The sequence below is a fragment of the Clostridium felsineum DSM 794 genome, assembly GCF_002006355.2.
GTDB lineage: Bacteria > Bacillota > Clostridia > Clostridiales > Clostridiaceae > Clostridium_S > Clostridium_S felsineum.
Genome location: NZ_CP096980.1, coordinates 3389851 through 3410165, shown reverse-complemented (window position 1 = coordinate 3410165; position 20315 = coordinate 3389851). Strand labels below are relative to the sequence as shown.

Sequence of the window (20315 nt, the reverse complement as noted above, 5' to 3'; positions counted from 1 at the left end):
ATATGTAATTAAAATTCATAAATGTTTAAAGGAGGTTTTAGTGGAGTTTGAAGGATATATATATAAATTTAAATTAAATGCCTCCCATAGTGTTTTAATTAATAATAAAAGAGGAACAGTACATGCGCATACTTTTATAATTTCTCTTAGGGTTAAAGTGTATTACGATACGTTTTTACTATATAACAAGATGGAGAGAGTAGTTGAAGATTACTTAAAAAGATATGAAGAAAAAGAGCTTAATAAAGTAGAACCTTTTAATAAAATAGAGCCTACTCTAGAGAATATAGGAAATGTTTTATTTGAGGAGTTTACAAAAGTATTTGATAAGAAAAAAGTTCAGCTTATTAAATTAGAAATAAGTGAGACTCCTTCTAGAGTTTATGTTGTAAATTCATATAGTAAAAAAGACAAGAAAAGACATGAAAACAAAGTAAAAAAAGTTATATTAGATGGAATTCTTACCTTGTGTACAGAGGAGTTAATTAAAGGATTTAAAGAACATGAAAGAGAAGAAAAAGTAGTAGAAGAGGAAGTAAGAGAAAAAGAAATAGAAATAGAAGAAGTAAGGGCACATAGAAAAGTAAATAATGATATAACTAAAAAATATTCAGTGAAGAAGAGAGTAGTTATTTCAGTAATTTGTATTATTTTTTCAGCAGTAGCGCTTCTATATTATTTATGGAACGTAGGAGGATATCCCTGGGGTATAGATACTTATGGTCATATATTTAAGGGAGAGTTTCTATACAAAAATTTAAGACAGGGAAATCTATATCCGTTATTTACAAAGTATTGGTACAATGGAGTTCAGCCTTTTAGGTATTGGGCGCCACTATCATATTATGTATTTTCAGTTTGTGAATTTTTAATGTCAGGAAATACTTTAAATGCTTATCTTATTTTTATTATTTTGTTATTTTTGATTGGAGCCTTGGGGTGGCTTATCTGGGGTATAAGAGAAAAATGTGTATTTACTGCACTTGTTCTGGGAATACTATGGTTTTTTCTTCCGGAGAACTTAAAGGTGCTTTTTTATGAGGGAAATATTCCAAGAGCAGTAATAACAGTATTATTGCCTTATCTATTTTACTTCTTGTGGGACTTTGTAGAGTATGACAAGAAGTGGTCAATACTACCTATGACATTATTTATGACGCTTATTACTTTCACACATCTTATGATATCAGCAATGGTAGGCGTAGCGTCATTTATGTTTCTATTCATTTATTCCATTATATTCAAGAAAATCTTAAAACCTATTCAATGTATAATTGCAATGTTTATGGGAATTGCAATTTGTGGAGTGTGGCTTTACCCAGCGCTTAAAGGTGGTCTTACTTCTATGAATAGTGATGCTACAAGCGAAGTTATGAAGTTTTTTAGTGCTAAATTTGCAGTAGCATTAAATCCATTTATAAGGCTTACACCTGATGGGAAAAATGGCATGTTCTATTATGGCCTATCTATATTTTTGGTGGCTTTGTTTGGTATAGTGCTTTCTAAAAAGAAAAGCTTGCCTGGTTTTATAACCTCAGTAATTATTCTTTTAGCCAGTACTACAGCATTTTTACCTATAGTATCAAAACTTCCCTTGAATCAACTATTTTGGATGATAAGATTTGCACCAATAGCCTATGCACTTTTTATAATAAGTTTTTTGAATTGGAAAAGTTTAAAGAAATATATAAAAATAACAGTAATTATTATTATAATAGCTGATAGTATGTTGTCCTTTAGATTTTCGCTATACCCAGAGGGAAGAAATCTAGATAGTGAAAAAGTACTTTCAAAAGCTAAAGACATAACACAGCAAAGAATTTCTCTTTTAGATGATAGTACCTTCGCATCCTATGCTTCATACTATATTTGTAATGGAGAAAATAAATCGACTTATTCTTATGGATGGGCATGGCAGGGAGCAGCAACTGCAAATAATATTGTTTTACTAAATACAGCTATGGAAAATGGATATTACAAATATATGTTTGACAGATCAATGGAAATGGGCTGTGATACTGTAGTGTTAAGAAAATCTGTACTTAAGAAGGGTAAGGATAATTTTAAAGATATAGTATATGCAGCAGGACTTCTTGGTTACAAACTTTATTTTCAAAATGATGACAGTTATATATTTCACTTAAATACACCTAAAGCCTTTGGCGTTATTACGGAATACGAGGGGCTTTGTATAGGAAAATCATCAGAAAGTTTGCCACTTTTATATCCAGACTTTAGAAAAGGAAGTTCTGATAATATTGAAGACTACTCATTAAAGGAGCTTATGAAATATAAAGTTATTTATTTATCGGGATTTTCTTATAACCTTAGAGCTGAAGCTGAGAAAATGATAACTAAGTTAAGTGAAAATGGCGTTAAAGTAATTATAGATATGAACAGAATACCAGCTGATAATATTACAAATAGAATGATATTTTTGGGAGTAACCTCAGAGCCAATAACCTTTAATAATAGAATGCCTAATTTATTTTTTGATAAAGAAAAATATGAGGAAAAAGTTGTATTTAAAGAAGAATATAAAAAATGGAATACAGTTTATCTTGAAAAGCTTCCTGAAATTCAAGGCTTTTCATGGGTAAAAGATAAGAAGCTTGCTTTTTTGGGTACGGGAACTAAAAAAAATAAAAATGTGTATTTTCTGGGTTTTAATTTATTGTTCAATGGAATGACAAATGAAGACCATAAATCCATTGACATAATGAGTAGAATAATAGGAAAAAGTTTTTTAAATACGCCTAAAAGAGAAATCGTACCTATAGATATAAGCTATGGTAAAAATTCAATAAGGATAAATTCACCTAAAAATAATGTTAATACAACTTTAGCATATTTAGATGCCTATAAAGGAGATAAAAAAATATATAAAGATCAAAATCTTTTAAATGTAGATAAAAAGGGTGTAACAAATATTTTAATAGATTATCCATATTTAAGGAAGGGAATAGCGGTATCGCTTATGGGGATAATTGGATTTATTATATTGATTAGCTTTGTATTTAAGGGGAAGGGTGAAGGTATTGAAAAAAATACTTAAAAGTTTCTTTTGTGTATTTATAACAGCTATAATTTTGCTGCCTGTAAGTGTAAGTGCTGCGGCAACACCAATAAGTTTAGACGGATATTTTGATGATTGGAATGATAAACCAATAATTTATTTGAGATATGGTAGTGTTGTTCCAGAACAAGTTCATCAAGTTAAGGAAATTACAGATGATAATTACTTATATATGTATATAAAAATGGCAACAAAGGGAGGACAGAGATTACAAAACTATGTTGTAGAATGTCATTTTAATGGGAGTAGTAATGTAGATAAGCATCTTCAGATTGTTCCGGACACTCCTAAAGTTGGAAGAATAACGGTCTATGATATGGATGGAGGGTACAAGGCAGTATCACAAGATGGGTATGTTGTCCGTGGAAGTAACAGTGATGGAAAAACTAGTGATGAAGCGGAATTTAAAATACCTTTAACAGAATTTAAAAAAGAGGGAGCAGTGGGTATTGAAAATGTTAGTCTTAAAATACCTGATCTAGGAGAAAAGTACATTACCTTCGAAATAGGAAGTACAGGACCTTATTTAGGAATTGCACTATGTTCAGTAATAGCTATAGCTGCTACCTTTGTGAAAATAAGAGGAAGGCTATGAAAGTTATAATCACTATTCTTTTTATTTTATGGCTCTATATTATATCTGTTTTAACACGTGCAAAGCTCTATTTTTTTAAGTTCTTGATAGGATCTGTTTTTCTATTCTTTTTTATTCTTATAACATTTCAAAAGGAAGGGGTAGATATTTTAACTCTTTGGATAACTACAGTTTCAGGGATTTTAGGAGGGGTTACTGGATATTTTAAATCCTTTCCGGATTATGGATTTATATTTATATCCTCACTTAATTCCAATATCTCCATGTACATTGATTATGAGTGCTCTGGAATTATAGAGGTTTTTGCGTATTTATCTCTTTTGTGGTTTTTTCCACTATACAACGTTCTAGAGAAAATAATGTACAGTATAACAGGCTTCCTTTGGATATTTTTTGCTAATATATTAAGAATTTTTATAATATGCAGCATAGTTCATTTTTATGGAGATAGTATGTTTTATTTTGCACATACTATATTTGGAAGAATTATTTTTTATGTGCTTTCTATTATTTTATACTTTCATATATTTACTAAAGCACAGATAAAAAGACAAAAGGTAGGTAATATTTCTTATGAGTATACTGTTAAGTAAAAGCTTAAGAGAAATTGTGTTTTGGATGGCGTGGATTATAATACCCTTTATAATGGAGATTTTACCGGCGGTTTTTGGATTTATTATTTTATATAAAAAAAACTTCAGTGTGAATAAGAAGAATTTTGTTGGCACGTTTCCTGAAATAACCATAATAGTACCTGTATATAATTCGGAGCATACTTTAAAAGAATGTATTGAATCTCTATATTATTGCAGCTATCCAACAAAGCTTATAGACCTAATCATAGTAAATAATATGAGTCAAGATAATAGTTTTCAGGTTTTTGCACAGTGTCAAAAGGAATTCGAAGACCTCTCTATGAGATATATGAATTCGAAACAGGGAAAGTCTAAAGCTTTAAATGCAGCTCTTTTTAATAGCAGTGGGAAGTATATAATTCATGTGGACAGTGATGGAATAATCCATAAGGATGCAATAAAAAATATGATAGTTAGATTTGAAAATAATGCTAATATTCACTGCATGACAGGAGTGGTCTTAAGCAATATAAGGGCAATAGAAAACACGAAAGAAGTATTTTTAAAACATATAAGAAGGTGCGAATTTTTTGAGTATGCTCAAGCTTTTTTAGCAGGAAGAAATTTTCAATCGGAGCTTGACAGTATATATACCCTGTCTGGTGCATTTTCAGCCTTTAGGAAGTCAACCATTTTAAAAACTCAGCTTTATAATAGCAAAACTGTTTGTGAGGATACCCATATAACTTTTCAAATTAGAAAGCTACTTAAACAAAAAGTATATCTCTCTTATAACTCAATATTTCTTGTAGACCCAATAGACAATTTAAACAAGCTCTATACTCAAAGGCAGAGATGGCAAAGAGGAGAAATCGAAGTTTCTCATATGTTTTTTAAGGATAAAATGAAATCTTCCTTAGGTTTTTTTGGGAATTTTATGGTGAGAGTGCTTATGTACGATCATACCTTTGCTTTTCCAAGAATGATATGGTACTTTGCTATAATATTTTTGTTTTTTATGAATTATCCAATATACCTTGTGGGAGGATCTATGGTCATAATATATGCACTATATGTTATGTCGGCTTTTTTATTCTATTTAAATGTAAAGTGTTATCTTAAACAATATAAAAATATAAGAAAATATTATAAAAGCAAAAAAATCTATATATTTTTAATGCCCATTTATAATTTTTGTATATTTTGGATACGCTTTGCTGGAATGATTAACAGTATAAAAATTAAAAGTAGATGGCGAACTTTAAACTTAAGTGAAGAACTGGATGCATTTTTAAAGGTTGTAAATTCAGATTTTAGATTGGTTTGTAAAAAAATAGAAAAAATAAGGCATTTGGTGAATGATTAATGAAAAGAAAATTTTTAGTTAAGATATTCAGCGTATTTATTATAAATGTAATTTCAATTTCTATTCTGTGGTATTTCATTATAAATGAAGTGAACACAAGTAGAAGCAATATAATAAAGGCATTTATGAAACAGCAGTACTTAAGAGTAGTTGAAATATCAGATAAGGTTCAAGCTTCCTTTAAAACCTCAGAAGAAAAAAAAGTACTTAAAAAAGAAGTTAATTCTAAAAATAATTACATGTTTTTGTACAGCAGTAAAGGAGTTATTTTTGAAAGAAATGACAGCATAACGTCAAGTTATAATAATAAAAGTTTAAAACAATTCTTTTCTATGCTTGAGTATAAAGGAGGTTATGATTTATCTAATATGAAAAGAAGCATTTTAAGGGGAGAAGCAGGATATGATGAAGTAGTTAAGGATAATTCCGTAGGGAAAGAAATTTTAGCCTGGTACCCTTTTAAGGTTGGAAATGATACTTATATTGTTGGAGCTTCAACCTCAGAAACTTATCTTATGAATGAAACTTGTTTTGATCAGCATACAACAAGAATATATATAATTTCTTTATTATTTACTGCATGTTTACTATGTATTTCCTTTGCTTTTGCTATGCATTTATACGTGTCATTTAATAATCTTCAGGTTATGAAAAAAACTCTAAGGAATAAAAATATTGAAATAGAAAAATTTATAGAAAAGTTAGCAAAGGAAGAAGGCATTTTAAAAAGAGCAAGTATACATGATTCTTTAACAGGAGTATACAATATGGAATTTTTTTATAAATGTTTAAAGAAGCTAAATATATCAGCATTTTTACCTATAGCATTTATTGTACTTGAGGTTAGAAATGCTTCTGAAAGAAATCTATGTGAAACAGCAAAATCACTGTATGGTAATGAAATTGTTTCAAGAATTGATTACAACAAATTCGTAGTAGTAAAGGTGAACACAAATAGAGAAGAGGCTTTTAAACTTATGGATGATATTAGGGGGAAAACTAGTTGTGCTTTGAGATTTGGAATTTCAGTGAAGAAGGAGGAGGATGGAGAAACTATTATGAATTTAAGATCTGCCTTTGAAAAGGTAAATTTGTAAGGGAGGGTAAGCTTTGCATTATGATGAATATAAATTTAAGTTTTACCTCAATGCCTCTCATTCAATATATATAAACGGGGTGCTAGGGGAAGAACATCCACATACCTGGGAAATTATTATATATACTATAAAGCTTGAGGAGGATTTTATTATCTTCAATGACGTGGAAAAGTATGTTGAAGACTATATTAAAAAATATCAAGATTTATATATAAACGAAGTTGAACCTTTTACAACACTAAATCCAACCTTAGAAAACATATGCAAATTTTTTAAGGAAAAGTTGAGAGTACTTCTTTTAGATGCAGGATGGATTTTATTGTCTATAGAGATAAGCGAAACACCTACAAGATCATATATTATTGATTTATCCAGAGAATTTGAAAATAACTATGAGATAAGTATTAATAAAAGTAAAATAATGGAAAACAGCCTGATACAAAAATTAGACAAATTAAAAAAATATGGAATAAAGTCTGAATAAGGTGTAAAATTAAAAGAGAAGCTTTAGGAGGATAAGATGGATAGTAATTTAAAAAATTATTTAGAATATACAAAAAAGCCGTGGGGAAAACTTTTCTATAAAGTGGTTTTTCAACAGCTAAATAAAGTGAAAGGCTTTAAGGTCTTGGATTTTGGAAGTGGCTTTGGAATTACAGCAGAGCATTTGGCAAAAAATAATGAGGTTGTTGCAATAGAGCCAAATAGTGAAATGGTTAGAAAAACTTTTTGCAAAAGTAGATACAATCAAATTATTGGAGGATTACAAGAGTTAAGGAAATTTAAAGATGCTTCCTTTGACGTGGTGCTTTGCCATAATGTTTTTGAGTATGCTAAGGATAGAGAAGAAATATTTAGAGAGTTTTTAAGAGTTATAAAAAAAGATGGAATTATATCTATAATAAAGCATAATCATGCAGGAAGGATTATGCAAAAGGTGGTCTTCGAAAATAATATAGAAGAAGCAATTAAACTTTTAGATGGGGGAAATATTAATTCTATAAATTTGGGACAAGTAGCCTATTACAATTTAGAGGATATTAAAAAGTGGGGAGAAGGGTTTGATTTTAATGTAGAAAAAATACTTGGAATTAGAACCTTTTGGGGCTTGCAAAATAATGAAATAAAAGAGGAGCCTTCCTGGCAGGATAAGATGTTTCAAATTGAAATGAAGGTATCAGATATAAAAGAGTATGTTGATATATCATTTTTTAATCATGTAATTTTGAGAAAATAAGGTAGGTGAAAATGAACATGAATGATAAAGCAGCAAGATTCGATAAAATGGTCAGAGAAAGAAAAGACGATGAATTAGGTTTATTTGAGAAGTATGATGAAATATTATGTAAAATAAGAAAAAGAATAATAGATAGTAAGGCAAAAACGGTAATTGATATAGGTTGTGGAACAGGGAATTTATGTGGACAATTAAGTAAAACTATTGAAGTAATAGGTATTGATAAAAGTAAAGAAATGCTAGAAGGCGCAAAAGAAAAATATAAAAATATGAAATTTGTACAGGGAAGCTTTTTAGACAAGGCATTTATGCAAAATAAAGCAGACATTGTTGTAACTACCTTTGCTTTTCATGCATTAAAAGAAGACCAAAAGAAAGCAGCAATTAAGAATATGCTTGGATATTTAAAAAGAGATGGAAAAATTATTATTGCAGATTACATGTTCAAAAATGATTTAGAAAAAGAACAATGTAAAAAAAACTTGTTATTCTTAGAAAGGAGAGATTTGTGGGAAGCAGTAAATTGTAAGTGTTACAGTAACATGGAGGTTTTGGAGAATTATGTTAGGCAACTGGGACTTGAAGTTAACAGTGAATACATAGTGAATTTTACGTGGATAGTTGAAATTGTGAAAAAGTCATAGAGGGAATTGATTAAAACACATCTAAATAGGGAATGGTTCTTTGAGTGTTAAGTTTTGCATATATATAAGGACGTACCCTATTAAAAATTCGAGGGTTGATTTAAAGTTTAAAATTAAAAAGGTGGGGTTAAGTTGAATAGGGGAAAGTTAATTGCTAAAGGAAGAACATCTGAAGTATTTGAATATGAAGAAGATAAAATTTTGAAGCTTTTTAAAGAAGATCTTCCTAAAAATATTATTGAAAAAGAGTATAAAGCAAGCTCAAAGGTTTCAAAAAAGCTTGATTTGGTACCTAAGGTTTATGATCTTGTAAAAGTAGAGGATAGAAGCGGCATTATATATGAAAAAGTTAATGGAACTACAATGATGGAGATAATTGGTTCAAAGCCGTGGATGATAAGACGGGAGGCACAGAGATTGGCAGAACTGCATGAAGCTATTCAGCAGCCAGTTGATTTTGAATTGCCAAGTTTAAAAGCTACACTTAAGGATAACATTTCAAGAACAGAGCTTTTAAAAGAAGAGGTAAAGGAAAAGCTATATAGTTATATTGATGAACTTGAGGATGATAATATCCTGTGTCATGGAGATTTGCATCCTGATAATATACTTATAACTCAGGATGGAGAGGCAATAATTGACTGGATGACAGCGGCAAAGGGAAGTAGGATAGGTGATATTGCTAGAACAGTAGTGATGCTTAAATTTGGCAGCGATAAGGGAAAGAAAAACGTTCACGTTGTAAAGTTTTTAAAAAGAAGATTTTATGTAGATTATATAAAACACTATATGAAAATATCAGGAATTAAAAGGGAACAAATAGAAAGGTGGGAGCTTCCAGTGGCAGCAGCAAGACTTAGCGAAAGGCTTTCAGAAGGTGAGAAGAAGGATCTCTTAGAATTTATTGATGCTAAGCTTTAGTATTTTTCATATTGCAGGTGTTTATTCACCTGTAGTATCTTAAAAGGGGGGATTAAGGAATGAAAAGTGAAAGCCTTATAATTAGAAGGGCAGACACAGGTGATGCCTATCAGATCCTTAGACTAGTTAAACGAGTTATTCAGGAATCACCATTCTTTGAAAGGACAGCTGAAGAATTTGATTTTACAGTTGAAGTGGAACAAGAATATATAAGAAACTCAGCTATTTTTATAGTGGTTGAGGTAGATGGAATAATAATTGGGAGTGCTAATCTACAAAGAAGCGGGTTAAGTCAATTAAATCACACAGCATTATTTGGCGTTACTATACTAAAAGAATATACAGGAAAAGGTATTGGCAGCTTACTTCTTAAAACAGTTATAGCATGGGCCAAAAAAAAGAAGATTGAAAAAATTGAGTTAGAGGTATTTCATGATAATACTAGGGCTATAGAGCTCTACAAAAAATTTGGTTTTGAAGAAGAAGGAAAAAAGATAAAAGCAATAAAAACCGAAGAAGGATATAAGGATCTTATTTTTATGGCAAAGTTTTTGAATCTAGGAGTTGAAGAATGATCTGAACAATAAAAAACAATTTATGTAATTTATATAATTTGCAGTAATAAAGGCAACTTATTTGCAAATAAAAATAACCAAGTGGTTTGATGCTTTGAGGAAAAATGATATTAAAACCGCAAGTACATATTTAAATACTAGCGATAAGAAAATTTCTTATAGTAATGAAAATGAGAGGAAGATTGTTGAAGAAATTCTGCCAAAGCTCAAGTATAAAATTATATCTTCCACAGTTTCAGGAGATACAGCAAAGATAAGTCAAAGCCTTCAAAATACTTCTAAATAAAAGAAAAGGTACAATGAGAAAAATTTTTCATTGTACTCTTTCTTTTATAGTTACATTAAATATAAAAATAAAGTGAATCTATAAGATACTCTTTGTTTTGCTCAATGGCACATTTTAAAATATGTTTTTTTAAGGTACTGATTTTTCCTGTGCCTTCATAAAATTCTTTGAAAAGCTTTTGATAACGTCTTTTCTCAGCGTCAGAGCAGTTTTTGTTTACATATCCCCAAACATGCTCAATAGCATTTATTTCAGCACCTTTATCTTCTTTAAGTACAATTGCTTTTTCAATTAAAGAGTAAAATTCTCTTACTGGTGCTGAGGTTTTATCCTTTAAAAGTTCTCTTATACTATTATAGAGTTTTTGGGATCGGCTTAAAGTGAAATATTTATACCTTGCCCATTCCTGTTCTAGATTTTTAATTTCAAGAGTGTTTTTAGTCAAATTTATACACTTAACAGCTGAAAGATTTTTATCTTTAACTTCAAGCATTATGTCTATGTTTTTATCCTCCAGATTATTATAAAACTCTAAAAATTCGTGAAAAAAAATAGTATCTGAATGTGCACCAAAAGTTCCGCCTTCTTTATGCTGAGAATAATGAATCTTTTGATTTCCATCTTCCTTTTTCCAAGTTTTTTTAGCTAAATTTATCCATTGATTTTCACTAAGGTTTTCAAATGATGGATTTAGCTTATTATGAAGATTATCGAAAACTACAGGAATAGAGGCTTCTTTAGATATATTAAGCACGTCTTCAATAGTATAACTTCTATCATCATTTTCAATAATTAATCTCTTTTTTATGTTATCAGCTAATTTAGAATAGTTTCTTATAAAGGTTTCGGAAGCTTTTTTCTTGTCACCGTAGACTCCGCCTATATGTAGAATAATTTTATTGTTACTGTCAACCTTAAGGGCATCAAGAAAGGAAGTATGATACTCTAAATCCATAACAGCATTTTTAACAACCTGATCATTCATAGAATTTAAAACAGTATACTGCCCAGGATGCATGGATACTCTCATATTTGAAACCTTTATTTTTTCTCCGATACTTAAAAGCTTATCTTTAAATTCTTCTCTCCAATTAAGAGTATTTATTTTGTGAGAACCAAAAGGAATTATATCGGAACTTATGCGAAATAGCCTAATATCATTTTTTATATTGTAATCAATTATATTAGTAAGAGCATCCAAATTGATATCTATTATTTTTCGTAAGTTTTCTTCGGAGGCATTTTTAAGAGTACAGGATGAAAGTTTAGTATTCTTAACACCCAAAGTAATGCAAGCATATCCAATGGACAAAGTATCACCTCTAATAAAAATTATTTTTAAATAAATATAACATAACTATTGTTTAAATTAAAGACTACATTAGTATATAGAGGGTATTATTAACAGTTATATGTTAAAAAAACTATAAATAAAACGTTACGAGTTATTATAGTAATATTATTTGCTATAGGGATTTTTATTATGTGAGGAAGATATAATGCTTTAATAAAATCTTAAATATCCAACCATTTAATTTGTGAAAGGGAAAAAAGTTAAAGGCTGAATAAAATAAATATCCAGCCTTTTCGTATTTATCTAAAAGCATCTATAGCAGTGGAAAATCTTAAAACATTATTAGAAACCTTACTGCAAGCACCTAATGGATATTTGTCAGGTAAAACACTTGAGTTAGCTTCTGGTTCCCAGTAAAATACACCAAGGCCTTTACCACCTGGAACAGCCTTTACTTTTGATATAACTGCTTTAATCATATTGTAGGTATTAGTAGGGTCATTTTCTAAACCGCCAATTTCACATATCATAACTTGTTTATTGTAACGAGAAGCCATGTCATTTAGATTATAAGCTAAATTATTGATATTTTTTGTATAATCAACATTATCCCAGTAAGGGTAATAGGACATACCTACAATGTCAAATTTAGCACCGGCCTTAGTAAGACCATCGAATACATTTCTATAGAGACTATTATTTGCACCACTAGATAAGTGAATTATAACCTTGGAGTTTGGACTTACAGCTTTTATTGCATTATAACCTTGATTGATTAACGCTGCCCATTTATTGAAGTTATAAGAATTTCCATCTGGCCAAAGCATACCAGTATTAGTTTCATTACCTACTTGAACCCAATCAGGGGTTACACCAGCGTTTTTAAGAGCTGTCATAACATAATTTGTATGAGAATAAACGTCCTTTTGTAATTGATTAAAATCATCATTAGCCCATGCTGCTGGCTTGTCTTGATATGATGGATCAGCAAAGTGATCGCTGTAGTGAAAATCAATAATAACCTTCATTCCTAGTTGTTTTGCCCGCTGAGCCATATAAACTACACCTTTTGTATCACCGTAACCTAAAAGGCATCGTGTACCATCATTTTTCACCCATTGAAAATCAGAAGGTGGATTAACAAAAACTCTTAATCGTACAGAATTTATACCATGATTTTTTAATATGGTAAGAGCGTCACCTGTCTGACCATTGGTATCCTGCCATTTTACTCCGTTATTTTCTAATTGATTTAACCAACCGATATCAGCACCATTTGCGAAAGTATCAGCATTTGCGCTGGTAGAAAGAAAACCTGCATTAATAAGTAGACCTGCACCGAGAAGCATAATAGAAACTCGCCTTATAAGCTTTTTTAACATAACATATCCCTCCACTTAAATAAAATTAAACACACTACACAGAAAACGTTTTCTTAAGGAACTTATTTTTACAATTGATTATTGTATAATTGGCAAACAATATATAAAAATAGTGTATAACAAAATTATAACAGGAAGAATAGGAAATGTAAACGATAAATGATTAAAAGCTGTAATGTTTATGATAAGGTTTGAATGAAAAAGTACTGATTTAAATAAAAATGTAACAATAATAATACTTCTTTAGAAAGTAGGAAATTGAAATAACAAAAACAGTATTAGAATTAAATGAAGAGTGCTGCGTGTAGCAAGCACTCAAAATTAAATTAAAATGAAAAGCTTTCTGGTTCACCTTTAAAAGAACAGATAGTGCCTTCACCTTTTGCAAAGTATAAGACTGAGAAAATTCCATCATCAACACTGTACATACTTTTTAAAGAAGGATATGCTTTAAGAGCTTCTTCTCTTACTTCACGTCTATCATCATTAAAAACCTCTCCAGAAAGACGAATCCATTGACCTTTTTTGTTCATACCTGATATTTCAACCTTAGGATTTTCAATCATTTGTTTAAAACATTTCTTTGTATTATTTGTAACTATATATAATTTGTCTTCGTATTCAAAAATAGCGCCAAAAGGTCGAACTCTTGGTTGATCACCCTCGTTAGTTGCTATATAAAAAACTCCACATTCTTTTAAAAATTCTAATGCTTTTTTCATAGTTGTTGCTCCTTTCATACATCTATGTTAATATTTATTATATACAAATAATAACATGTACAAATTAAATATCAAGTACGATTTTTAATGGAGGTAAGTATCTAATGGATACTATTGACGAAAATAAAAAAGATCTTTTTGGGAAGTGCCCATATTTTACAGCACAAAAAGTATTTAGTGGGAAATGGTCAATACTAATAATGTATCATTTAAATGAAGGACCTATACGCTATGGGGAACTTAAAAGAAGAATTGGAGATATAACAGAAGCTACACTAACAAAACAATTGAGAATGCTTGAAGAATATGGTCTTATAAACAGAAAGGTGTACTCTGAAATTCCACCTAAGGTTGAGTATTCATTAACTGCTTTAGGCGATGACTTTAAACCGGTTTTAAAGGAGTTTAAAGTTTGGGGAGATAAGTATATTGATAAAATAAGTAAAGAAAATAGGTGATTTTATGTTTCACCTGTTTTCTTTTTAGTAGTATGATTCGTCTTCAGTGCTTTTCAAGGCTTGTTTCTAAAATATAAGACTTAAATCTATTATTTAAAACTTTCCAATCTAAATTATTAATAAAGTTTCTTACGTATTCCTTTTTATCTTGATTATAGTAGGAATGATTGTGAACATCTAAAACTAAAAGCTGATAAGAGGATAAAATTGCGCTAGTGTCATGAAAATCACTTCCAAATAAATGTAGTTTTGAGTCTAAAGAATCCATAGAAAGAGTTACCCAACCCTTCATAGAAAGTGCCACCTCATTTAAGTAAAAAATAAAATTGTTATAAGAAGAAAACTGCTTTTTTATTTCATTTAAGATAGGTCCATACGGGATGGTGTTTTTTCCTGTTAGGTTTTCAAAGTATAGTTCGTGAAGCTCAATACCATTAAGAGTGTAGATTTCCTTTAGCTTTAAACTACGTATGGAAGAGTTAATAGAGTTATCTTCTTTAAAATATGGAGTATGATTTGTATTCCATATTTTATTTAAATCATTAATGTAATTGGTGTATATTTCGTAATGATTTTTAATAAGCTTAAGATTAAAGCCTGTTAAGGAATGGAAGTTGTAAGTTTTTGCATGTACCATTTCATACTCCTAAAAATTTATGTTAATATATATTATATGAAATATTTTCATATAAAGTTAATAAAGATAAGAAGTTGATTTTTTATGGATATAAAGGACAAATTTAATAATTCCCTTGGCGTATCAAAAAGTATACTTATGTCTGCTGTAAAATCAGGGGATAGAGTAGTTGATTGTACGATGGGAAATGGCAACGATACTGAGTTTTTATGTGAACTTGTTGGAGAAAACGGTAAGGTTTATGCTTTCGATATTCAAGAAAAAGCAATTTTAAATACAAAAGCAAAATTAGATATATCAGGAAATCTTAAACGGGCAAGCTTAATAAAAGATGGACATGAAAATTTAGATAAATACATATCTGAAAACATAAATGCAGCAGTGTTTAACCTAGGCTATCTTCCAGGAGAGGATCACTGCATAACCACAAAATGCAAGACAACCCTTAAGGCTGTAGAAAAGTTATTAGGGCTTGTAGCTAAAAAAGGCATTATTGTACTAAATATATATCATGGGCATGAGGAAGGAAAATTAGAAAAAAATGCCCTTTATGAATTTTGTTCTAATTTAGATCAAAAGGAATATAATGTTTTCAGGACAGAATTTATAAATCAAGTAAATTGCCCACCAGAGTTAATAGTCATAGAAAAACGTTAATACTTTGTTAAATATTACACAAAAATACCACTGTAAGAAGATAAATTTATAAAAAGATATTGTTAGTCAGTTACTTATTTGTTACAATAGTAGGGGTTATGTAACAATTTGTTGATAACATTACCTTAAGTGGTGTTTGTTAAAAAACCATATAATTAGTTGTAAGGAAGGAGAAATAAATATGATTTATTCAGCAGAAGTTGATAGAATGGTATGCGTTGCTAAAGGACCAAACCACGGACCAGCTCCAATACCAGAAGAAGGAAAATGGGTACAAGCTAAAGAGATAAAAGATATATCAGGTTTAACACACGGAATCGGTTGGTGTGCTCCTCAACAAGGTGCTTGTAAATTAACTTTAAATGTTAAAGAAGGCGTAATAGAGGAAGCATTAGTTGAAACAATAGGATGTTCAGGAATGACTCATTCAGCTGCTATGGCATCTGAAATTCTTCCAGGAAAAACTATATTAGAAGCATTAAACACTGACCTTGTTTGTGATGCTATAAATACAGCTATGAGAGAATTATTCTTACAAATAGCTTATGGAAGAACTCAAACTGCATTCTCAGAAGGTGGACTTCCAGTAGGAGCAGGTCTTGAAGATTTAGGAAAAGGACTTAGAAGCCAAGTTGGTACTATGTACGGAACTAAAGCTAAGGGAACTAGATATCTTGAAATGGCAGAGGGATATGTTAAACACATAGCTCTTGATAAAAACAACGAAGTTATCGGATACCAATTCGTAAGCTTTGGAAAAATGATGGATTTCATCAAAAAAGGAATCGAGCCTGCAGAAGCTATGGAAAAAGCAACAGGTACATACGGAAGATTTGCTGAAGCTGCAAAAGTTATCGATCCAAGACACGAATAAGGATAGGAGGAGAAGATTGTTATGGCATTATTTGAAAGTTATGAAAGAAGAGTAGACCAAATACTACCAGTATTAAAGAAATACGGTATTAATTCAATAGAAGAAGCTAAAGCTGTTTGTGATGAAAAAGGCGTAGACGCTTATAATATAGTTAAAGGCATCCAACCAATTTGCTTTGAAAATGCATGTTGGGCTTACACAGTTGGAGCTGCAATAGCTATTAAAAAAGGATGTAAAAAGGCTGCTGAAGCTGCTGAAGCTATAGGAGAAGGATTACAAGCATTCTGTATCCCTGGTTCAGTTGCAGATGACAGAAAAGTTGGACTTGGACACGGAAATCTTGCTGCAATGCTTTTAAGAGAAGAAACTGATTGTTTCGCATTCTTAGCAGGACATGAATCTTTTGCAGCTGCTGAAGGTGCAATTGGACTTGCTAACTCAGCAAACAAAGCAAGAAAAAAACCATTAAGAGTTATATTAAACGGTCTTGGAAAAGATGCTGCATTCATAATCTCAAGAATCAATGGTTTCACATATGTTCAAACTAAATTTGACTATTATACAGGAGAACTTAAAATAGTTAAAGAAACTGCTTATTCAGATGGAGAAAGAGCAAAAGTTAGATGTTACGGAGCAGACGACGTTAGAGAAGGTGTTGCAATAATGCACAACGAAGGCGTTGACGTATCAATAACTGGAAACTCAACAAACCCAACTAGATTCCAACATCCAGTTGCAGGAACATACAAAAAAGAATGTATGGCTCAAGGAAAGAAATACTTCTCAGTTGCATCAGGTGGTGGTACTGGAAGAACTCTTCACCCAGACAATATGGCAGCAGGTCCTGCTTCATATGGTATGACTGATACTATGGGAAGAATGCATTCAGATGCTCAATTCGCAGGATCTTCATCAGTTCCAGCTCACGTTGAAATGATGGGTCTTATAGGAATGGGTAACAACCCAATGGTTGGAGCTTCAGTTGCAGTAGCAGTTGCTGTTGAAGAAGGTATGAATAAATAATAGAAAATTTGGCGTAACGGTGTAGTAAAAGTTGTTTTAAAAACACACATCTAATAGATTTTAATGTCTATGGATGTGTGTTTTTTTAAATACGTAAAAAGCTAACCACCTCTCTATAAGAAGCGGTAATACTAATGCTAAAGCAACATTAAATGATTTATTTAACTCAACCACTGTTATGGCAGTGGTTGAATTGCCTTAAAATATAAATAGGTTAATAAGCAACTCAAGTTGGAGCAACATTTAAAATAGAAGAACTAATATATAATCATACAATGTATCTATACTTTACAGCATTTATTACAGAGGATAGGGGTAAAAAGGTATATGATTATATGTTAAGTGATAATAGCTTCAAAATACATGTAGAACTTGGGTTAAGTAATATAAAAATTAAATACCTATTTAAAATTATATTCTAAATATATTGAAGAAGATATTAAATTGTATGGAGAAACTTATTGGCATAAAATTCATCAAGTAGCAAGTCTGAATTTTTACATTAAACATCCCCCACCTAAGCAGCAATAAAACTAAAGAATAGACAAGAATATGTAAATTCAATGATGGAAATATGTATTGATATTGATAATAAGAGTTTTAAATAAGTAGAAATTATAGATATAGATACTAAGATAGAAGAGATTTCTAATACTTTTGAAGATATTAAAAATAAGCATTTAATAACAGGAAGAAATATAGAATATCTACTAAACAATAAGGTGGATGCTAAGAAGTTGAACTATTTTAGAGAGATTTATATAGAAAACAAATTAGCATTAACAAGAAATCTAATATATCAGCATGAGTTAATACCTAAGTTTAAAAGTTTCTGGGGAGAACCTTTATTAGATATTCTTAACTGTAATTTTAATATAAATAAACCATTTAATTGGGTAGCAACAATCACTAGAAAACATAGAAAGGGATTTCATCCTATTCAGCATATTTTGTTTTCAGAATTTTTAGACATAAATATAGCAGATATGTTTAATTCAAAAGAAGTAATGGAAAAAAGGAATAGATGGCTGGAATTAATGATGATGTATCCATGTGAAAATAAGACTTCTATAAGAGATAAGGATAGAGCAATTTACATATGGCTTCATAGACATGATAATGAGTGGTTAAAGATTAATTATCCTAATAAAAAGGTAGGTATTAGAAAAGAACAAGTAGTTGATTGGTGTAAGAGGGATGAAGAGGTTCTGAGGTTATTTAAAATTGCTGTTGATTCATTAAGAAATACAGAAGAAAAGTCAGAGCGAATTACCAAAACATTAGTGGCTAAAAAGATAAATAAGATAACTTTGATACAAAGGAACTTAAACATATTATCAATGACTGAAGAGTTTTTAAATAATAATATAGAGAGTTTGGAAGAGTTTCAATTGAGGTGTATTAAATGAGCTATAAAAGAATTGTTTAAAGATGGGGAAATTAAGAAGTGGTATGTTATTATAAAGGCTGGGGTGAGTGAAAAATTTTATGGTAGATATTTAACCAAAATTTTAAATATAATAGATAAATATCAATATAAACAAAATAAAAATATGGTTACTTGAATTAAGTAGTTTTATTAGATATAAAATTCAAAATCAATTATTGATAGGATTAATTTTGAAGTGATATAATAATATGGAAGAAAAGAGGGGGAGAATATGAGTTTTTTTCAGATTAAAGAGGACTTTCTTAGCAATATAAATGAGGGAGATTTTTATGATAGTTCTAGGATTACATATAGTCGAAAAATTAATGTGTTTTATGAATATCTTAGTGAAAAATGTGGGGTTACAGATAGTAATTATGAAGAGATTCTTTCTGCAATAGGAGAGAATAAATTATTAGACAGCATAGAGTTTTATGTAAATGAAAATAACATAAAGTTCAAAATAACCGTTGAAAATTATTTTACAGTAATAAAATCTTATTTTGATTTTATTTCGAAAAAGTATGGGTTAAACAATAAAAATTTCGATAGTACAACAAAGTATTCAAATATTAAAGATAAAGTTGATAAAAAAATAAAAAGTTTAAAATTGGAGGAGTCTAAGCAAAAACCACCAATAACAAAAAGTGCATGTCATAATATAATAGAATATTGTGATAAAAAAATAAAAGATTTTGATATTAAAAATATAAATATTAATAAAATAAAAAAGGAAAAAAGTAGACAAAAAGATTTTAATCTTTTTGTTTCAAGTTTTATAACGAAAATAATTATATTGACAGGCATCAAAAATAATGTAATAAATTCAATTAAATTAAAAGATTATAAGCCAGAGTTGAATATATTAACTATTAATGGATTTGATATACATCTGCCAAATGAATTAGGTGTACAAATAAAAAAGTATATTTTAGTTAGAGATCAAATTAGTACAAATAAAGATGTAGATGGACCCTTTTTTATTAATAGACAAGGACACGAAATAGGAACAAATTATAATTTTGCTTTTACAATATTAAAGGATTTATTAAATAGTAATAGCGCTGAAAGCGTAGCAAAATATACTATAATTCAATTTATAAACAAAGGAATAAATATCAATTTGGTTAAAGAATTGACTGGATTTGGAGATGATACTTTTATGCATTGTCAAGAGATTGTGAATGAAGAAAAGAATAAAGAAGATATTGTGGCAAAAAATAGATATATTGATTCTAAAATAAGAAGTATTGAAATTTTTGATATATTATAAAGATAATTTTCAATAAAAAATGTGCTAATATATTGGTGAAATTAGAGAAAAAAATTTTAATGTAAAAACTTGTATTTTGGTAATACCCACATACAAGTTTTTTTATTACAAAGGTATTGTAAAATAATATAAAATTAGTCGTATATAATAAAATTACTCAAAATAAAGGAGAATATGTTAAAATATAATTAATC

At 29.7% G+C, this 20315-nt stretch carries 21 protein-coding genes; 17 read left to right on the top strand and 4 right to left on the bottom strand.

Translation table 11 applies throughout. The features are described 5' to 3' along the window. Positions 1-40: 40 nt before the first annotated feature. From CLFE_RS16270 to CLFE_RS16220, 11 genes are all read left to right on the top strand, one after another. Positions 41-3055 carry a 6-pyruvoyl-tetrahydropterin synthase-related protein gene (locus CLFE_RS16270; RefSeq protein ID WP_077894444.1) on the top strand — a complete coding sequence of 1005 codons (3015 nt, stop codon included), beginning with the start codon at positions 41-43 and terminating at the stop codon, positions 3053-3055. Continuing rightward, entirely contained in the window at positions 3030-3671 is a 642-nt protein-coding gene (locus CLFE_RS16265) for a Firmicu-CTERM sorting domain-containing protein (RefSeq protein ID WP_432706052.1), read from the top strand. The genes CLFE_RS16270 and CLFE_RS16265 overlap by 26 nt, the downstream gene beginning before the upstream one ends. After that, positions 3668-4264, top strand: coding sequence for an exosortase family protein XrtG (gene xrtG, locus CLFE_RS16260; RefSeq protein WP_077835455.1), 597 nt, complete (start codon positions 3668-3670; stop codon positions 4262-4264). Before CLFE_RS16265 ends, xrtG begins: the two co-directional genes overlap by 4 nt. Beyond that, entirely contained in the window at positions 4245-5612 is a 1368-nt protein-coding gene (locus CLFE_RS16255) for a TIGR03111 family XrtG-associated glycosyltransferase (protein ID WP_077894442.1), read from the top strand. The genes xrtG and CLFE_RS16255 overlap by 20 nt, the downstream gene beginning before the upstream one ends. Next, the gene (locus CLFE_RS16250; RefSeq protein WP_077894441.1) at positions 5612-6709 is read left to right on the top strand and encodes a GGDEF domain-containing protein; all 1098 of its coding nucleotides are present in this window, start codon (positions 5612-5614) and stop codon (positions 6707-6709) included. Before CLFE_RS16255 ends, CLFE_RS16250 begins: the two co-directional genes overlap by 1 nt. A 13-nt stretch (positions 6710-6722) precedes the next feature. After that, positions 6723-7193: a 6-carboxytetrahydropterin synthase gene (locus tag CLFE_RS16245; RefSeq protein WP_077894440.1), complete on the top strand. Its 471-nt coding sequence runs from the start codon at positions 6723-6725 to the stop codon at positions 7191-7193. A gap of 36 nt (positions 7194-7229) precedes the next feature. Then, positions 7230-7946 carry a class I SAM-dependent methyltransferase gene (locus CLFE_RS16240; RefSeq protein WP_077894439.1) on the top strand — a complete coding sequence of 239 codons (717 nt, stop codon included), beginning with the start codon at positions 7230-7232 and terminating at the stop codon, positions 7944-7946. Between the two features lie 17 nt (positions 7947-7963). After that, positions 7964-8590: a class I SAM-dependent methyltransferase gene (locus tag CLFE_RS16235; protein WP_077894438.1), complete on the top strand. Its 627-nt coding sequence runs from the start codon at positions 7964-7966 to the stop codon at positions 8588-8590. Positions 8591-8722: 132 nt separating this feature from the next. Continuing rightward, complete coding sequence (locus CLFE_RS16230) at positions 8723-9511, top strand: phosphotransferase family protein (protein ID WP_077894437.1); 789 nt, start codon at positions 8723-8725, stop codon at positions 9509-9511. 59 nt (positions 9512-9570) lie between these two features. Beyond that, entirely contained in the window at positions 9571-10086 is a 516-nt protein-coding gene (locus CLFE_RS16225) for a GNAT family N-acetyltransferase (protein WP_077835448.1), read from the top strand. Between the two features lie 94 nt (positions 10087-10180). Continuing rightward, positions 10181-10372 (top strand): hypothetical protein, encoded by a 192-nt coding sequence (locus CLFE_RS16220; protein ID WP_077894436.1) that lies wholly within the window; start codon positions 10181-10183, stop codon positions 10370-10372. Positions 10373-10427: 55 nt separating this feature from the next. Here the strand turns inward: CLFE_RS16220 and uvsE are convergent, their stop codons facing one another. From uvsE to CLFE_RS16205, 3 genes are all read right to left on the bottom strand, one after another. Then, positions 10428-11684 carry a UV DNA damage repair endonuclease UvsE gene (gene uvsE, locus CLFE_RS16215; protein WP_077894435.1) on the bottom strand — a complete coding sequence of 419 codons (1257 nt, stop codon included), beginning with the start codon at positions 11682-11684 and terminating at the stop codon, positions 10428-10430. Positions 11685-11965: 281 nt separating this feature from the next. Next, entirely contained in the window at positions 11966-13048 is a 1083-nt protein-coding gene (locus CLFE_RS16210) for a glycoside hydrolase family 53 protein (RefSeq protein WP_077894434.1), read from the bottom strand. A 326-nt stretch (positions 13049-13374) separates the two neighbouring features. Continuing rightward, on the bottom strand, positions 13375-13770 hold the full coding sequence (locus tag CLFE_RS16205) for a pyridoxamine 5'-phosphate oxidase family protein (protein WP_077894433.1): 396 nt from the start codon (positions 13768-13770) through the stop codon (positions 13375-13377). A gap of 104 nt (positions 13771-13874) precedes the next feature. Between CLFE_RS16205 and CLFE_RS16200 the strand changes: the two genes are divergently transcribed. Further along, positions 13875-14228 carry a winged helix-turn-helix transcriptional regulator gene (locus CLFE_RS16200; RefSeq protein WP_077894432.1) on the top strand — a complete coding sequence of 118 codons (354 nt, stop codon included), beginning with the start codon at positions 13875-13877 and terminating at the stop codon, positions 14226-14228. Positions 14229-14271: 43 nt separating this feature from the next. Here CLFE_RS16200 and CLFE_RS16195 read toward each other — a convergent pair whose 3' ends face one another. After that, on the bottom strand, positions 14272-14865 hold the full coding sequence (locus CLFE_RS16195) for a Fe-Mn family superoxide dismutase (protein WP_077894431.1): 594 nt from the start codon (positions 14863-14865) through the stop codon (positions 14272-14274). Positions 14866-14949: 84 nt separating this feature from the next. Here CLFE_RS16195 and mnmM point away from each other — a divergent pair, with 84 nt between their 5' ends. The 5 genes from mnmM (at position 14950) to CLFE_RS16170 (ending at position 20121) form a co-directional block, all read left to right on the top strand. Further along, positions 14950-15522, top strand: coding sequence for a tRNA 5-(aminomethyl)-2-thiouridylate-methyltransferase MnmM (gene mnmM, locus CLFE_RS16190; RefSeq protein ID WP_077894430.1), 573 nt, complete (start codon positions 14950-14952; stop codon positions 15520-15522). 181 nt (positions 15523-15703) lie between these two features. Further along, positions 15704-16396 carry an iron-sulfur cluster assembly scaffold protein gene (locus tag CLFE_RS16185; RefSeq protein WP_077850868.1) on the top strand — a complete coding sequence of 231 codons (693 nt, stop codon included), beginning with the start codon at positions 15704-15706 and terminating at the stop codon, positions 16394-16396. Between the two features lie 21 nt (positions 16397-16417). After that, complete coding sequence (locus CLFE_RS16180) at positions 16418-17419, top strand: GGGtGRT protein (RefSeq protein WP_077894429.1); 1002 nt, start codon at positions 16418-16420, stop codon at positions 17417-17419. A 737-nt stretch (positions 17420-18156) separates the two neighbouring features. Next, positions 18157-18828, top strand: a complete 672-nt coding sequence (locus CLFE_RS16175; protein WP_169850984.1) for a TnsD family Tn7-like transposition protein — start codon at positions 18157-18159, stop codon at positions 18826-18828. 252 nt (positions 18829-19080) lie between these two features. Next, a complete protein-coding gene (locus CLFE_RS16170; RefSeq protein ID WP_077894427.1) occupies positions 19081-20121 on the top strand; it encodes a hypothetical protein in 1041 nt (346 codons plus the stop codon). Positions 20122-20315: the final 194 nt, after the last annotated feature.

Bases quoted from the DNA above. Each gene is read 5' to 3' on its own strand.
- xrtG (WP_077835455.1), top strand. From the start codon at position 3,668: ATGAAAGTTATAATCACTATTCTTTTTATTTTATGGCTCTATATTATA.
- CLFE_RS16255 (WP_077894442.1), top strand. From the start codon at position 4,245: ATGAGTATACTGTTAAGTAAAAGCTTAAGAGAAATTGTGTTTTGGATG.
- CLFE_RS16250 (WP_077894441.1), top strand. From the start codon at position 5,612: ATGAAAAGAAAATTTTTAGTTAAGATATTCAGCGTATTTATTATAAAT.
- CLFE_RS16240 (WP_077894439.1), top strand. From the start codon at position 7,230: ATGGATAGTAATTTAAAAAATTATTTAGAATATACAAAAAAGCCGTGG.
- CLFE_RS16235 (WP_077894438.1), top strand. From the start codon at position 7,964: ATGAATGATAAAGCAGCAAGATTCGATAAAATGGTCAGAGAAAGAAAA.
- CLFE_RS16225 (WP_077835448.1), top strand. From the start codon at position 9,571: ATGAAAAGTGAAAGCCTTATAATTAGAAGGGCAGACACAGGTGATGCC.
- CLFE_RS16210 (WP_077894434.1), bottom strand. From the start codon at position 13,048: ATGTTAAAAAAGCTTATAAGGCGAGTTTCTATTATGCTTCTCGGTGCA.
- CLFE_RS16205 (WP_077894433.1), bottom strand. From the start codon at position 13,770: ATGAAAAAAGCATTAGAATTTTTAAAAGAATGTGGAGTTTTTTATATA.
- CLFE_RS16200 (WP_077894432.1), top strand. From the start codon at position 13,875: ATGGATACTATTGACGAAAATAAAAAAGATCTTTTTGGGAAGTGCCCA.
- CLFE_RS16195 (WP_077894431.1), bottom strand. From the start codon at position 14,865: ATGGTACATGCAAAAACTTACAACTTCCATTCCTTAACAGGCTTTAAT.
- mnmM (WP_077894430.1), top strand. From the start codon at position 14,950: ATGGATATAAAGGACAAATTTAATAATTCCCTTGGCGTATCAAAAAGT.
- CLFE_RS16185 (WP_077850868.1), top strand. From the start codon at position 15,704: ATGATTTATTCAGCAGAAGTTGATAGAATGGTATGCGTTGCTAAAGGA.
- CLFE_RS16180 (WP_077894429.1), top strand. From the start codon at position 16,418: ATGGCATTATTTGAAAGTTATGAAAGAAGAGTAGACCAAATACTACCA.
- CLFE_RS16170 (WP_077894427.1), top strand. From the start codon at position 19,081: ATGAGTTTTTTTCAGATTAAAGAGGACTTTCTTAGCAATATAAATGAG.